This window comes from Anseongella ginsenosidimutans, assembly GCF_008033235.1.
GTDB lineage: Bacteria > Bacteroidota > Bacteroidia > Sphingobacteriales > Sphingobacteriaceae > Anseongella > Anseongella ginsenosidimutans.
Genome location: NZ_CP042432.1, coordinates 1,773,680 through 1,788,930, shown reverse-complemented (window position 1 = coordinate 1,788,930; position 15,251 = coordinate 1,773,680). Strand labels below are relative to the sequence as shown.

Annotated in this window: 13 protein-coding genes; all 13 read right to left on the bottom strand. The window is 54.5% G+C overall.

Annotated features, from left to right (window positions below):
- Window positions 1–33 precede the first annotated feature (33 nt).
- The 13 genes from FRZ59_RS07560 to FRZ59_RS07500 all read right to left on the bottom strand — a co-directional run bounded on the left by FRZ59_RS07560 (window position 34) and on the right by FRZ59_RS07500 (window position 15,247).
- Complete coding sequence (locus FRZ59_RS07560) at window positions 34–1,386, bottom strand: Gfo/Idh/MocA family protein (RefSeq protein ID WP_132129318.1); 1,353 nt, start codon at window positions 1,384–1,386, stop codon at window positions 34–36.
- An 18-nt stretch (window positions 1,387–1,404) separates the two neighbouring features.
- Complete coding sequence (locus tag FRZ59_RS07555) at window positions 1,405–2,436, bottom strand: Gfo/Idh/MocA family protein (RefSeq protein WP_132129317.1); 1,032 nt, start codon at window positions 2,434–2,436, stop codon at window positions 1,405–1,407.
- 30 nt (window positions 2,437–2,466) lie between these two features.
- Window positions 2,467–3,495 (bottom strand): dihydrodipicolinate synthase family protein, encoded by a 1,029-nt coding sequence (locus FRZ59_RS07550; protein ID WP_132129316.1) that lies wholly within the window; start codon window positions 3,493–3,495, stop codon window positions 2,467–2,469.
- Between the two features lies 1 nt (window position 3,496).
- Window positions 3,497–4,537, bottom strand: a complete 1,041-nt coding sequence (locus FRZ59_RS07545; protein WP_132129315.1) for an NAD-dependent epimerase/dehydratase family protein — start codon at window positions 4,535–4,537, stop codon at window positions 3,497–3,499.
- Between the two features lie 22 nt (window positions 4,538–4,559).
- Window positions 4,560–5,765: an Nramp family divalent metal transporter gene (locus tag FRZ59_RS07540; RefSeq protein ID WP_132129314.1), complete on the bottom strand. Its 1,206-nt coding sequence runs from the start codon at window positions 5,763–5,765 to the stop codon at window positions 4,560–4,562.
- Between the two features lie 9 nt (window positions 5,766–5,774).
- A complete protein-coding gene (locus FRZ59_RS07535) occupies window positions 5,775–7,064 on the bottom strand; it encodes a hypothetical protein (RefSeq protein ID WP_132129313.1) in 1,290 nt (429 codons plus the stop codon).
- 26 nt (window positions 7,065–7,090) lie between these two features.
- Window positions 7,091–7,516 carry a high-potential iron-sulfur protein gene (locus tag FRZ59_RS07530; RefSeq protein WP_207910286.1) on the bottom strand — a complete coding sequence of 142 codons (426 nt, stop codon included), beginning with the start codon at window positions 7,514–7,516 and terminating at the stop codon, window positions 7,091–7,093.
- Window positions 7,517–7,617: 101 nt separating this feature from the next.
- On the bottom strand, window positions 7,618–9,720 hold the full coding sequence (locus FRZ59_RS07525) for a PVC-type heme-binding CxxCH protein (RefSeq protein WP_225975239.1): 2,103 nt from the start codon (window positions 9,718–9,720) through the stop codon (window positions 7,618–7,620).
- The gene (locus FRZ59_RS07520) at window positions 9,695–10,672 is read right to left on the bottom strand and encodes an amidohydrolase family protein (RefSeq protein ID WP_132129312.1); all 978 of its coding nucleotides are present in this window, start codon (window positions 10,670–10,672) and stop codon (window positions 9,695–9,697) included. The genes FRZ59_RS07525 and FRZ59_RS07520 overlap by 26 nt, the downstream gene beginning before the upstream one ends.
- Before the next feature lie 4 nt (window positions 10,673–10,676).
- Window positions 10,677–12,071: a DegT/DnrJ/EryC1/StrS family aminotransferase gene (locus FRZ59_RS07515; protein WP_132129311.1), complete on the bottom strand. Its 1,395-nt coding sequence runs from the start codon at window positions 12,069–12,071 to the stop codon at window positions 10,677–10,679.
- A complete protein-coding gene (locus tag FRZ59_RS07510) occupies window positions 12,068–12,859 on the bottom strand; it encodes an amidohydrolase family protein (protein WP_132129310.1) in 792 nt (263 codons plus the stop codon). The genes FRZ59_RS07515 and FRZ59_RS07510 overlap by 4 nt, the downstream gene beginning before the upstream one ends.
- On the bottom strand, window positions 12,849–13,784 hold the full coding sequence (locus tag FRZ59_RS07505) for an amidohydrolase family protein (protein ID WP_225975238.1): 936 nt from the start codon (window positions 13,782–13,784) through the stop codon (window positions 12,849–12,851). The genes FRZ59_RS07510 and FRZ59_RS07505 overlap by 11 nt, the downstream gene beginning before the upstream one ends.
- The gene (locus tag FRZ59_RS07500; protein WP_132129309.1) at window positions 13,781–15,247 is read right to left on the bottom strand and encodes a RagB/SusD family nutrient uptake outer membrane protein; all 1,467 of its coding nucleotides are present in this window, start codon (window positions 15,245–15,247) and stop codon (window positions 13,781–13,783) included. The genes FRZ59_RS07505 and FRZ59_RS07500 overlap by 4 nt, the downstream gene beginning before the upstream one ends.
- Between the last annotated feature and the right edge of the window lie 4 nt (window positions 15,248–15,251).

The window sequence follows — 15,251 nt, the reverse complement described above, 5'->3', positions numbered from 1 at the left end:
TATTGGTTAAAGGTTTTTATCCCGGTTGGACTACTAAACGGCCGGCTCCCAGCCGGATTCGTATTCGCGCTCCCAGAATTTCAAGGCTTCCTTGTTATTTTTGATATGGCCATTAGAAGGATCGATATCCAGGCTGCTTCCGGCCCGCTGGGCAATATTCCCCAGCTGTACCAGCAAGGTGCTTTGATGCCCGCCCAGGATATCCGATTTTTGAGGAGCGCCATTCCGGATGCCGTCAAAAAAGTTTTGTATGTGGAAGGCGTCCAGCAGCTGCGAAGGGCTGGATAAATTCTGCGCATCCACCTTGACATCGTTTTTCACTTCCTTTACCAGGTTGTTTTTCAGGTCGTACACCTTGTATGCATTGCCGCCTCCGATGACGACGGTACCTGTTTCCCCGTATACAGCCACACCCACGCTGCTATCTTCCACCGTGCGGCCATTACAACTGCGGCCCTCCCACATCATGCTGGTATTATTGTCAAATTCCCAGCTGATCACCTGCGTATCAGGAGTTTCCCAGTCATCCTGGTAACGGTACCTGCCGCCTGCGGAGTTTACCCGCACAGGATAAGTGACATCCAGCGCCCAGCGCATGAGATCTACCATGTGGGTACCATTGTTGAGCGCCTCACCGGTTCCCCAATGCCAGAACCAGTGCCAGTTGTAATGGATCAGGTTATCCTGGTAGGGCCGCCGCGGAGCGGGCCCCTGCCAAAGTTCATAGTTCAGCCAGGCAGGAACAGGCGCCTGTTTCCCCGTACCAATGGAAGGCCGGTTATTCGCGTACCATCCTTTAGCAAAATACGGCCGGCCAATGATGCCCCCGTGTATTTCACGGATAGCCGCCGCTACATTCGGCCAGGAACGGCGCTGATTTCCCATTTGAATGACGCGTTTGTGCTTTTCCGCAGCCTTCACGACCATTTCCCCTTCATGAGGGTTATGGCTGCAAGGCTTTTCAAGGTACACATGTTTACCGGCCTGGCAGGCAAGAATAGCCGCCGGGGCATGCCAGTGATCGGGAGCGGCCACCACCAGCGCTTCCAGGTCCTTATCTTCAAGGGCCTTCCTGAAGTCAGGGGCCAGTTTTGGCTGCTTTTTCTGAATGCCGGCAACGTTGGCGCTGCATTTATCCGCCGCCCGGGAATCGACGTCGGAAATGTATAACACTTCGCAGTTCTTCTGGAGGGCAAAATTCTCGGCCAGCGCATTTCCGCGGCTGTTGACGCCCATTATTCCTACTTTGATACGTTCATTCGCACCCAAAATAGCTCCATAGCTTTTTGCACTGAAACCTGGCAAAATGCCTCCTAAGCCAAGCAGTGTTGCCCCTGCCATTGAACTTTTGATGAATTCCCTCCGGGTATCTTTACTTGTTTTCATATACTTATTCCTTGCTCTTTATTTTCGTTTCGCCTTTTTTATCACGCTTTCCAGCATGACCGTTTCCCCGTCTTTCCGCTTACTTTCATCCGCAGCTTCCATAAAAGCAAATATTTCAAGCGTTTCCGCGGCCTCCACAGGCGGCTCGCCGGTTTCAAAGAAGCGGACAATCTCCACCAGCAGGGGCAGGTAACCGTTATACGGACCCAACACCGCATTGCCTTTTTCGCCGTAAGCCGTACCGCCATATGCATGCTTGCCGGTCCGGGTTCCACGGAAGGTACCTACGCGCCCGTCTTCCCAGATCCCTGTCACGATATCCGTTCCTTCGGTATGAACGCGGGAAACGCTTTTACAACCGGTTCCCATCACTGTGAAAAGCGCCTCTACCCCATGCACGCCGTACCAGAACAAGTCCGGATGTGTTTTTTCGATCGTCGCAGGGCTGTAGGTATCCGCACCCAGCACTTTCCCGATCTTTCCTTCCCGTACTTCCTGTACGTTCCCCATGTATCGCAGGGAGGAAGCGGAAAATACCGGCACCTTGTATTCGTCTGCGGCTTCAAAAATGCGAAGGGCGTCCGAGAGCGATGCCGCTACAGGTTTATCTATAAAAAGGGTCTTCCCCGCTTTAAAAACAGGGAGCGCTTGTTCAAGGTGCAGGCGGCCGTCATTGGTTTCCAGCATCACCACATCTACCTTGTCCAGGAGTTCTTCGATGGAGCCGGTTATTTCCACTCCCAGCTTCTTTACCTCTTCGGTATAAGCAGGTATGCGACTCACGCTTGATTCGATATCGCGGCTCCCCTGCGGATAAGCCGCCGCTACCCGGTACCCGCCGAGTTCGGCCTTTGCGGCAGGATCGTTAAAGGCTTTCGTGAAGGCGGTGCTATGGGAAGTATCCAGGCCAATGATGCCTACGCGCTTTCCCTCCCGGCTTGCCCGGGCGGATCCGTACAGCGACGTCGCCGGCCCGGTGATGCTCAGCCCCAGGCCGGCTATGGTTGTTGTACGGATAAACTTTCGCCGTGATTCGCTCGTTCTTTTCATATTGCTAATATATAGTTAAAAAGCTTTCCACTATTCTGTAAGATGAGGGTACCAGGCCATCACCCGTTCAATTTCTTCCATCTGGCCGGCCGATAATTCTTCTTCCGGGTCAAGGCACCACCGGCCTTCCAGCAAGCCCTGCCTGCGCAGCACCTCGTGAATACCGGGAATGCATCCCCTGAAAGCATTTGGAGCATCAAAAACGGCGGCATTCATATCGGTTATTTCCGCGCCTTTCCGAAGCAGGTCAAATGAACCTTCATAGTGATTATCCCTGCATTCCCGGACCGCCGTCAACAGTTCCGCAGCCCGGCGGGTCCATACCGCCCAATGCCCCAGCAACCCGCCCGCAAAGCGCTTTTCCACGACTTTTCCGTCAACAGAAAACCGGAACGGAGTAAGCAGGTCAGCCACGATATTATCATCATTTCCTGTGTACAGGGAAATATCCGCGTTCCTGGAAGAACAGCAGACGGCCCTTACTACATCCAGGGTCTGGTAACGATTGAAGGCTGCCACCTTAATAGCGTGTACTCCGGGTATTTCCGCAAAAGCCTTCCAGAAGTCGTAACTGAGCGGGCGGCCTCCAACGGCCGGCTGCAGGTAAAAGCCAAAGACAGGAATGATCCCGGATACGGCCCGGGCATGCCGGATAAGCTCCGGTTCGGTGTAATTATTGAGCCCGCCAAGACTAAGGAGCCCCAGGTCATAGCCACATTTTACCGCCAGGGCTGCTTCCTGCAATGCCTGGACGGGCGGCCCGCAGATGCCGGCCACCTTTATAAAAGGACGGCCCGGCCGGGTTCCGTCTATCTCTTCCGCAGCCATCCGGAGTACAGGCTCCAACAGGGAATGGACAGGTTTCCTTATCCCGAACTGGGTAGTATGTACGCCTACTGCGACTCCCCCTGCCCCCGCATCCAGGTAATAGCGGGTAAGCGCGCGTTGCCGTGACTCATCCAGCAGCCGGTCCGCATTCAGTGCAAGCGGATGTGCCGGTATTACTGTTCCCTCCCGGAGCAGCTCTTTTATCCCGGGGTTCAATACAGGTGTACGCATATTAAAATCTCCCCTTCCTTTCCTGAAAATGAGTAGGTTTATTCAGCAGCTCCCCTCCTTCACGGACCCACGCCGCCGTCCATTCGACCATTTCGGTTAATGTAACCTTTGGGTAGCCGAAAAGGCGATGGGCAGCGCCGGCATTGCTTAAAAGAGCGGTAGGCTGTTCCGTGTTAACGAATTCCGGCTGCCGGCCCAGCAGTTTCCCAAGTTCCGTCGCAAGCCAGCGTACCGGTATGGTTTCAGGCCCTGTAATATTCAGGATGCGGGGCGGGACCGAACAATGCCCCAGCGCCCGAAGCGCCATCTCATTGGCATCTCCCTGCCAGATCACGTTGACATGGCCCGTGCCGAGGTCTACCGGCCGCTGTTCCATGATCGCCCTTGCAATTTCAGTTAATACGCCATACCGGAGGTCAATGGCATAATTCAGGCGGTAGATCAGCAAAGGCGTATTATAACGTGAGGAAAAATATTGAAAGATCCGTTCCCTGCCCAGGCAGGATTGCCCGTACTCACCCACGGGCTCCGGCGCCTGATCTTCAGCGGCTCCCCCGGAACCTGACGGCATAAATGGATACACATTTCCTGTTGAATAAACAACGATCCGGGAGCTGCGGTATTTTTCTGCTATTCTGCCCGGCAGGTAGGTGTTCATGGCCCAGGTAAAAGCTTCCTGCCCCGTGGTCCCGAATTTATTTCCAGCCAGGTAAAGGATATTTTCCGCTTCCGGAAGGGCCTGCAGCTGACGCTCGTCCAGCAGGTCTGCCGCCCGGGTTTCAATACCTTCCTGCTGTAATTGTTCCTTCAGGCCCGGCTCGCTGAACCTTGATACGGCGATTACCCTTTTACTGCTGCCCGCCCGCAGCAAGGCCTGCTTTGCCAGCCGGGCAATACTGGGCCCTATTTTCCCTCCGGCTCCCAGGATAAGGATGTCTCCGTCCAGGGCCTCCAGCCCGGCAATCAGCGAACGGGAAGGCTCAAGCGCCGCTGCTACTTTTTCGTTTACTTCTTCCAGCTTCATCTTTCTGTCAGTATTCATGAATGAATTGATCTCCATCTGTTCAGAACAGGCTTCTTGCATTGGCAAAGGCCAGTGCAAATAATATCAGCAAGCCTATTCCGCCCAGGATATTGCTGAAAACACTATTCTTTAGCTTTCCCATCACGGCAGCATCATTTGCCACGGCATAAATGGCAGCGCCGATAAAGGGAACGATAAATATGGTCAGGCTTTGCGCGAAAACAATCAGTTCCAGGGGAAGCCCTCCGAACGTGACCGCCACCACGCTGCCCAGGATCATCACCAGGGCAATCAGCAAGCGCACTTTAGGGGAATGCAGGTTACTGCCGAAGCCCAGCGCATCACCAAGCAGCGCGCCTCCTATCGTTGCATTCCCTATCAGGGAAGAAAAAGAGGCCCCGAACAGGCCGCACATGAACAGAGTTTCCGCGCTTTTCCCCAGGAGCGGCTGCAGCGCCCGTGCCATATCCGTAGCCGTACTTACCTCCGTCTGGCCGCCGTGCAGCACAGCAGCAGCCGTGATAAGTATCATGGAACCTATCAGGCCCAGGATAACGATGCCAGCCAGGCTGTCATTTAATGCCTTCTTTACATCCCGGTCCTTCCAGCCCCTTTGCCGGACCAGATAAGACTGGTAAAAAGCACCGACAATGGAGAAATTGGATGCGACCGTAGCAATAATAAGGGCTACAGACCCATCGGGAATAACCGGAACAAAACCGGAGAGGATACCGGGCAAACTGGGCCGGACCCACAGCATGGTAAGCAGGAACGCGACGATCATCAGGCCGGTAAGCGCCATCATGATCTTTTCCAATATTCTGTAAAAAGCCCTGGAAAAAAGAAGCCCTATTCCCACAAGCGTAAAAATAATCATCCAGGGCGCCGGGGAAGAATCAAACAATTCGGAAAAGGCCATCCCTACTCCTACGGAATTTCCCGCCTGGAAAGAGGCAGTCACCAGGAAAATACCTATACCGCTCACTATTGAAACGGCCCTCCCCCATTTTTCCCGGATCACCATTAATAGGGATTGCTGCGCAGCTACGCCTATCCTTGCATTCATCGCTGTAAAAATGATCATAAACAGCACGGCCGCCGCAATTACCCACAGTAAACGATACGCATAGTCCGATCCCAGGCGGGAAGCCAGCGTAAGGCTGCCGGGTCCGAAGACCAGGGCCGCGGTGATAATGCCGGGGCCGAGCGAGCGGAGTATGCGTATGATGCCGGGAGGCTTTTCCATTGTCTTAACTTAACGCTTAGCCCTTGCCAGCGGGTCCGGAAACTTTATCAGGTCCTGGATGATCTTTCCCTCGTGTTCAAACCGGGCAAGAGTATAAACATAACCGTCCGGCCCCAGGGCAATGGAATTCACGTAAGTGGGCCTTCCCCCGCCGGGGTAAAAAACCGGGCCGTGATCGGTATATCTCCTCTCAGGCAGGTTATAAGTGACCAGATGCAAGTTCTCCAGGCCCCGGGCTGCTCCCTTTGCTATCCGGGGGGCGCCATTTACCCGCTTACCATTGATATATACCGGTCCTCCGGTAAGGTAATATAGGGTTTGTTCGTCGGGGCCCAGCTGAAGGCCAAGGTAACCGTAACTGAACTGATCGAACATGCCGCTTTTTTTCGAAGGCTCCGAGGTGATCCGCTCCACTATTTCTATGGCATGTTCACGAGGGTCGAAACGGAACAGGTAGCCGGAATTGCCATGTACTCCGTAAGCGGCTTTATCCGGACCATACCAGAGGATCTTCCGCCAGTTGTATCCCATGCTGCCCGGGTTATCCGGTTCATATCTTCCAAAATAATCCAGCCGCAAATTCAGCTCCTCCATCTTCTTCAGCGTCCCGGAACGGGGAGTATAGCACAGGATCTCTCCTTCGGAAGTAGAAAGATACACGGCTCCGTCTTCCGGGTCAATGAACATGGAGCGGCAGAGTACGCGGTAATCTTTTCCCGGCATACCCGCCTCCCCGTTGGAGGAGACCAGGCCGTGATCCAGGAGTTCACCCGTTTCGATGCAGTAGCTGATAAAGTATCCTCTTGGCCAGGTGATCGCGTACAGGTATCCACGGGCCGCATCCATGATCATTGTCAGGATACCTTCGCCGTGGGGAACAAGCCCAAGGTCGCGGAATTCCCCACTGCCAAGATCATAAGAAAGGAAATGCCCGCCCGGGTACAAACCCATCCCTCCCGGGGGATTCTTTGGCAGCCGTTCCATGCCCCCGATCATCTCGTAGAACCCGATATGGGTGCTAAAGTATAATTTGCCATTACTTTCGTAAAAATCGACATGGCTTTTTCCCTGCGGGATGGCATTCGCGCCCTTTTCCCCGCAAACAGCCGTCAAATCAGCCAGCAACCGGGTTTCGTCAAGGCGCGGGTCATACACGTACACCTTTCCCCCTTCTTCCGGGGATTCTGAAGAGAGTACATAATAAATCTTTCCGTCGCTTGCCGCGGAAATAGCGTTATAGGTATCGTGAGCCAGCTCAAAGCCGGAATAATAAGAGGCTGCGATCAGGGGTTTGTTCATGGGTTTTAATTAGTTGTTGTTAGCGCTTACACCTGCGGCGCCCAGTAAGTACAATAGGCGGCGGCATATACCGGCCCTTTGAACAAGGTACATCCGCCGCACTTTTCCCCGTCTTTAGGAGGAAGCCAGAGATTACAGTTAGCGCATTGCCTGTCAGGAATAGGCGACTCTTCTTCATATCCCAGCTTTTCACGCGCTTTCAGTTCTTCGCTGCTCAGCTGTGAGAAATCCTCGCAGGGATCGGCTGCTGCTGTTTCTTCCTGCGCCTTTTCTCCGGGATTCACCCCTTCTTCAGGATTTATTCCCCCTTTTTCAGGGGTTCCTGAACTGCCCCCGCGCCCGCATCCGGCCGAAAGCAGCGCTCCACCTGCCAGGAAGGTTCCTCCTGCAAGCAGCGTTCCGCCTCCCAGCATCGAACGGATAAATATTCTTCTTGACGGAACATTCTTCATGGTAAATCTTCATTTAGTTTCCTGTCCGGCCATTACCGGCATGCTAAGGATGCGGTCAAGTATTTCGGCGGACTCCGGCTTTGCATTTTCCTTCATGGCCGTTAACTGTTTCTGCGCCCCGGCAACCGACGCTGCTGCGTGTTGATTTTTTTCAAGCCTTTTTCAAGGCCCCTTAAGCCGGCTAGTTGCCATTCTTCTACCGCATTAAGGCCGGATAATACGTCCAGGAGACGCCCTATTTCTCCCTCTCCGCCACGCGCGGCCATGATAAAAGAAAGATCTTCCAGGAAGCGGATCTTGCCCGGCTTTGCTTCGGCAAAGAACACCTTGTCCCTGTCCAGAAGGCCAAGCAAGGCGGATGAGGAACCGGCATCCGAACTCAGTATGGCCATTCTGAACCAGCGGTCTTCACTGTACCGGGCTGCCGCGGCGCTTAAAGCCGGCGCCGCTTCAGCCGCAGGGAATTCTCCAAGGCTCAGGCAAGCCTGCAGCGCAACCCTTGGCGAAGGATCTGCCGTCCTTTCCTTTATTCCGGGCAGGCATTCGGGAAAGCGCTCCGCAAGGATCAGCCCATGCTCGCGCAACCCCGGATGGGAATCGGCCAGGGCCGCCTTTACGATCTCCGCGTCCAATGCCGACAGCCCTTCCAGTGTGTACAAAGCATGCAGGCGCGCCCGGGGGTCCGTATGCTCATGGAACAATTGCTGCAGCGCCGGAACCGCTGATCTGTCCTGTAGCTCCAGCAGCAGTTGCTGTGCCTGCAATCTCCACCAGCGGTTGGGATGCGCCAGGAGTTTTACCAGCGCGTCCGTTCCCGGGCCTTCCGGGCGGGGAGGCCATTCCGCTCCCCAGGCCTGCTGTTCCTGTCCGGGCCCGCTTTTGGGAACAATACGGTAAATGCGGCCGCGGTCGCTGCCGTTCATAAAATCCATATCCTTCTTCAGGTCTTCCGGGATGGAAAGAGGCGTTTCAATATGCTGCCGGTACATATCTATAATGTAAAGCGCACCTTCGGGGCCTACCGTGAAGTTAACGGGGCGAAACCAGGGATCGGCGGAGCTTAGGAACTCCCTTTCCCCTTCCTTCCCGCTTCGGCTTGCCTGGTACACCGGGCTATCCTCAAGCGGTGTCAATACATCCCGGTGTACCAGGTTTCCGGCTACATCCCCGGTAAAAATATTCCCGTAAAAAGCGTCGGGAAAGATATTGCCCGAGTAGATAGTTCCGCCCGAAGCGCCTGTAAAATGATCTTCGGCGTATTCCTGGCGATCCAGCCCGCGTTCCTTATATTCTTTCTGGCGGCGGCGGGTACGTTCCGCCCGCCAGTAAGGAGCCGGCGTTTGCTGGAACATGCGAAGCCCGTGATCCGAAATATCGGTGGAAGCCCTGTCAGAGGGCAGGTAGGCATGCCGGTGGAGATACCGCCAGGGAATTACCGCCTGTTGAATATGAATAGTATTCTGCGTCATGAAACGATGCCCCCAGTCATTGATCGCTTGCCCGAACTGGGCAGCGCCGGTTTCCGGCTCAAATGCCTCCCGGTCAAGGCGAAAACGGAAGTCGGCGCCCTGAACAGAAACTGCAGGCGCGTCCGGCTTTCTTGCAAACTGCACCTCACCCGGCTGCCCGTGATTGGAAGCATAGATCCAGTTATCCACGTTAAAGTGAAGATTGGTGATCTGGGCTTCGGAATTATTCTGAAAGAAACCGGAAAAAAGCACCTCGCGCGTATCGGCGCGGTTGTCGCCGGTCGTGTCTTTTAAATGAAGAATATAAGGGGCCGTAGTCACGATGAGCCCATCCTTCCAGGGAAGCACGCTGGTGGCTTCCGACAGGCTGTCCGCAAAAAGCGTGGCCTTATCGGCCTTCCCGTCCCCGTCGGTATCTTCCAGCAGGCGGATCCGGCCTTTTGCCTTCCCGGGTTCCGGTTTGAAAGGATAATCTTCCATTTCCACCACGTACGCCCTGCCGCGCCGGTCAAAGACCATTTCCACAGGATCCATGATCATGGGCTCGGAAGCAAATAATTCAATGGTAAACGCGCTGTCCAGCTGGAAGCTGCGGAGCGCCTCCTCAGGTTCAAGCGCGTCGGGGTACCGGTTTTCCGCGCAGGAAACACCGGATATGGCCAGTAAGGCAATGGCTGGCGCCAGGTATTGGTTCATGCGAAACGGGTGCTTATATGCGGAATAGTTTTTTTGCATTCTTATATAAAATTTTGCGCTCAACCCGCCGCCGGGAGGACAGCCTCCTGATCGTATCGATACCTTTTGCTCCTATACATCTTTCTCCCTGCCCGGCTGAGTCATTGCAGTCGCTTCCGTAGAGAAGCTTATCCTGATGCCGCTCCAGGAATTCCCTGGCATGCGCCTCATCCCGTAAAAGGGAATTCAGGCCGGAACCCGCCGAAAGGTCGCCGTACATATTCGGATAATCGCTGAGCAGGCGGTCTGTGATGCCGCCCGCAGCTACTTTTGTCTCGGGGTACAGAACACTTTGATCTTCGTGATTCTTATCAACATTCGCCCACCATGTTTGCGCATGCCCGATAAAATTCACTTCGGGGTACTTTTCCAGCATTTTATGGAAGCGTTCCAGGTGATAGCTGTACATCTTGTGCTGCCAGTGCATGAGTACGGGAACTTCGTACTTTCCCGCCAGTTCATAGATCCGCTGCATTTCGGGCGAATCGCAGTCAACCCCGAACTTCAGTTCCCCGATCACTTTCGCGCCAAGCTTCAGGTATTTTTCAATCTCCTTCACAGCGCCCGGCAGGTCCGGCACTTCGTTGGAGCCGAACACAAACTCATCCGGGTATTCCTGCGCTATGCGGTAGCAGACTTCGTTCCCCGTACAGCCGGCCTGCAGGCCGTTGGACACACCCTGATGGGTGGAAGCAGAAACGACGGGGCTGCCGGCGGGCAAAAGGATAGTCGTGCTAATGCCCATGGTCCGCTGGTGGCTGATCAATTGCTCATTGGGCCTGCCCGTGTAATCCGTGTGCTGGTGGATGTCGATAATACGTTCCCGGCCTCCGGCAAGGGAAGCATTTTCAAGTATGCCGGCGCCTTTAGCTTTTAGCACGGTACCCGCCAGCAGCAGGCCCGTTCCTGCCAGGAACCGGCGGCGGGAAAAAGGGTTGTTTTCAGTGGTCATTCTTTTATTTTTGAATGCGGTCCGCATTTTTATGTATTTTTTCAATGGCAAGGGCTATATCGCCCATGTCCGCCGCGGTTCCCAGCAGGACATTCTGCGGGATCCATACCGCTTCTTCATTGCATAAGCGGTCGTTCTCAGGACATTGATTACGCTCCAGGTACAGGTCAATATCCAGCATTTCTTCGGGGTACATCTTCCTGAAATTCTTCGTCTGAAAGGCCTGTGCCAGGTAAGGCTGGTTATTCAGTGTAGCATAACCGCTGGAACAGGGAACACCTTCCGCCCGGAGCGCCTTCAGGAACCCCGCCCTGGGAAGCCCTTTGAACGCTTCCTTCCGGTACCTGAAAGCGAAAAGATGGAAGGCCGCCCTTGTCACATTATCATAAAGCTTATAGGGGGTGATGCCGGGAATATCCTGTATCTGTTTTTTTAAATAGCCGGCATTTTCGTTCCGCCTGGCCGTTTGTCCTTCCAGCCGTTCCAGCTGGGCCAGCCCTATGGCAGCCTGGTATTCCGTTAGCCGGAGTTTTGTTCCCGCCATAATACTGCCGGCGCCTACCGCGCCGACAAGGGTACCATAAGGCATTCCGTAATTATGATAGGAATAGCAGCGGTCCATAAATTCCTCATCATCGCTTACGATCGCCCCTCCTTCGCCGATTGGCAGGTTCTTTGAATTCTGAAAACTAAAACAACCTGCATGGCCAAAGGTACCTGCCTTCTTGCCGTTGATCTCCGCGAGCCATGCCTGGCAGGCGTCCTCAACCACCACAAGATCATGCTTGCTGGCAATTTCCATGATCCTGCCCATATCCGCAGGCAGCCCCAGGATATGAACCGGCAGGATAGCCCGGGTACGTGAAGTGATCTTTGCTTCGATCTTCCGGGTATCGATCTGGAAGGTTTCGGGATCCGTATCAGCAAAAACAGGCATGGCCCCGGTTGCCAGCACCGCCGCGACCGTAGCAATGAACGTATAGGGAGGCACGATCACTTCATCCCCGCCGCCTATACCCAGCTGCACCAGCGAAGCGATCAGGGCATTCGTTCCGTTAACTACCGCCAGGCATCGCTTTGCACCTACTGCCGCCGCCCATTTTTCCTCGAACTCGCTCACCACTTCGCTTCGGGACCATCTCCCGCTCCTTAATACTTCTATTATCCTTTTTTCATCCGTTTCCGGATTCCAGATGGGCCAGCCTGGCCAGTTGCCGGACAGGACGGGCCTGCCGCCAAGGATCGCGGGCTTAGCAATCTCCCCTGCTATGCCGGCCGGCGGGGGAGATGCCGGCATGGGAGAAGCGAGCCCTGCTGAGAGGAGCGCACCCCCGCTTATTGTAACCGCCGCGCCTGCGCCGGCAAGGGCGCCCTGTTTTAAAAAATTGCGTCTCTTCATGTCTTTAAGTTACAAAACCGACTGATATTTTCTGAGTACAGGCCTTCTTTTACCTCTTCGCCCGCTTCTTCCGGGTGCAGGGATTCGATCCTGAGCAAGCCCGTGCAGTAATCCAGGATGGGCGAATGCGTTCCGAACACGAACTTGTCCGGCCCGAATACCTTTATTAACCGCCCGAGTTCCGTCAGGGACCTTCCGGAAGTATCCATGACCAGGTCCGCTCCCCGGAGCAGTTCCGTTTCTTCCCCGCTCAGCTTCAGGCTGCCGGCCAGGTTCAGGATCAGGTACTTCGCATCCGGAACCGCCCTGATAATGGGAAGCACGTCTTTCAGCGCCCATTCCTCCCGGATGTCCAGCCAGGAACTGGGCCTGCTGTCCACCATACGCAGCGAAAAGGCGACAGGCAGGCCCTTATCCCGGGCTATCTTTACCGTTTCAATGCAATGAGGATGATCTATCCGGTAGCCGTGGTATTTGGGGTACAAGCGGATCCCTTTCATCCGGAACCGCGTGGTGCATACCTCTATATCGTCTTTCCATCCTCCATAGATAGGGTTTATAACCGCAAAGGGGATCAGGCGCTCCCGGAATTTGCGCTGAGCCTGCAGCTGCTCATACAATTCCCGGTTAGTCGTCTGGGGGTTCTTGTAAAAAACACCTTCCAGGGCGCTGATTACGGACAGTTCCACGCCAAATTCGTTCATTCTTCCCAGCAGCGCTTCGCAGGTACCGTATTTCCGGCGGCGAAACGGCCAGTGGCCTATATATGCGTTTCCGTCAATCAACATTTCTTCCGCATTTACCTAAGATCTTATTGTAGTTTTCGAAAAACACCTTCTTCCGCTGGGATTCGCTCAAACGCGCGGCCAGCACATGCCCCACCCCCTGGTAAAAGCTATTATCGCAGCCAAAAAAGATCCGGTCCTCCCCAAGGTATTCAAGGGCAAAATCCACGATCTCCGCGTCATTATTGCTGCCGGATATATCCACATACACATTGGGCGACCCTTTTAGCGCCTTGCAGGCATCTTCCCAGTCTTCCCCGCCCGCCAGGTGCGCAAACTGGAACATGGCCTCGGGATACCGCGCGGCGGCCTCCACAAAATCGGACGGAATGGAAACATTTGGCGGTTCCCCGGCATCATAGGTAATGCGCGATTTGCCAATGCCTACATGCATCAGGATGATCATCTTCAGATCAATAAATTTTTCAATGATGGGATAGAACAACGGATCGTTGATCTTTACGTGATTGTATACTTTCAGCCCTGCCATTCCCTGGTCTATGCAGCGGGCAACTTCCTCCATTGACTCCCGCCGGAACTGCGGGTTCAGGGTCATTTGCCCGATGAACCTGTCAGGATATTCCCTGACGCATCTCAGCACCAGATCATTGCACTCCCGGAACTCCTCCGGCGTACCCTTACTGCCGGGCCGCATAGGACGGGAAATGACCAGTTTTTCAATGCCCAGCCTGTCGGCAAAAGCGAGCTGAACGCCGGGGCTTTCCGGAGAAAAATAGACATGCGCATGGGAATCAATTTTACGGTAACTCATCACCTGCTCCATCAGGGGAATACCCCGGCGCCGGGTGGCATGGCTGCCGGGAGAAACCGGAACTTGTTCGCCCACGGATGCCAGGGCTCCCGAGGCTGCTAAACCGCCCGCTATGCCGGCGGCATTCCTGAAAAATTTTCTTCTGCTCGTGTTCAATATCCTTCGTTTTGTGTCAGCACGCCGGGGCTGGCCTGGTCAATTTCATGCTGCGGAATAGGAAAATACTTGAAATGGGGCCTGGGGTCCAGGTCAACCACCTGCGGCGTTTCGGTAGCCTTGTTATAGCTCCATTCCACCTGGTCCAGTTCTTCCATGAAGCGACCGGTCCGCACCAGGTCAAACCAGCGCTGGTTCTCAAATGCCAGCTCCAGCTGACGTTCCAGCAGCAGCTTGTCCAGGAAGTCCTCCGGTGAGGCAATATCAGCCAGCGTATAGTTATGCGATGTATTCCCGAATGCCCTGGCACGCACCTTATTCAATTCCGCCAGGGCTTCCGCGGGCCGGTTCAGATGGTAAAGCGCTTCCGCTTTTAAAAGAAGGATATCCGCGTACCGAAGCACAGGCAGATCCAGCCCGGAAGAAGTCCTTCCCGAATGGGGTACTGCGAACTTTTTCACATAGGGCCTCCATTCCTCCGGTCCGGCGCTGCCAGGCGCCTTCCAGTACTCGGCAACGGTGGCCGCTTTCCGGGTGTCGGCAGGATCGTATTCTTTATGAAGCCCCCAGGCAAGCAGCGCCACTTCAAGGCCGCTTGAAGCCACTCCTTCCACGCCGAAATAAGGTATGAAATCCGAGGAAAGCAGGTGCCCGTTCTCATTTTCGATGTATTTCATGGCGAATATTACCTCGTCATTATCTTCATTTGCGACCTTCCAGAGAGAAGCGAAATCATCAAGCAGGCGATAGTGAAATTCATCCGCCTGCTCAAGATAGCGGTAGGCATTTTCCCAGTCTTCCATGTATATGTACACCTTACCCAGCAAAGCAACGGCCGCCCCTTTAGTGGCCCTGCCTCTTGCCATCGCTTCCTGGCCGGGCAGCTTTTGAATAGCGTCCGTCAGATCGGCGATGATCAGCGCGTATATTTCCTCTGCCGGTGCCCTGGGAGTTTCCCTCGACTCGTCGATAGAAAGGATGCCTGTCACCTTCGGCACGCCGCCGAACACCCTGACCAGGTCGAAATAGAAGAGCGCCCGCATAAATTTTGCCTCTGCTTCCAGCTGCTCTTTCCGGGTACCGATATAGTCATCCGGCACGTCAAGGTAGGTAAGCACTGTATTGGCCCTTGCTATCCCGTTATAAGTGCTTTGCCAGAAGTTCCTGATAATATCGTTCTGAGGCTGAAAATCCAGGTTATTGATCGCTTCCAGGCCGCCTATATGCCGGTAGCTGGACATATACAGATGGTCCGTAGGCATTTCCAGCAATGTCCAGTCGCGGGGCATCCTGGACTGGTAGCGGCTGTAAACGCCCAGCACAGCCTTATCCATATCGTCAGCTGTCTTGTAGAAATTCGCTTCGGTAAGCGTGGACACAGGATCCAGATCTACCACCTCGCAGGCCGGAATGGCCAGCATAAGCATTACCACGAAGTAGAGTGAAGAATATCTTGTTTTCATGACA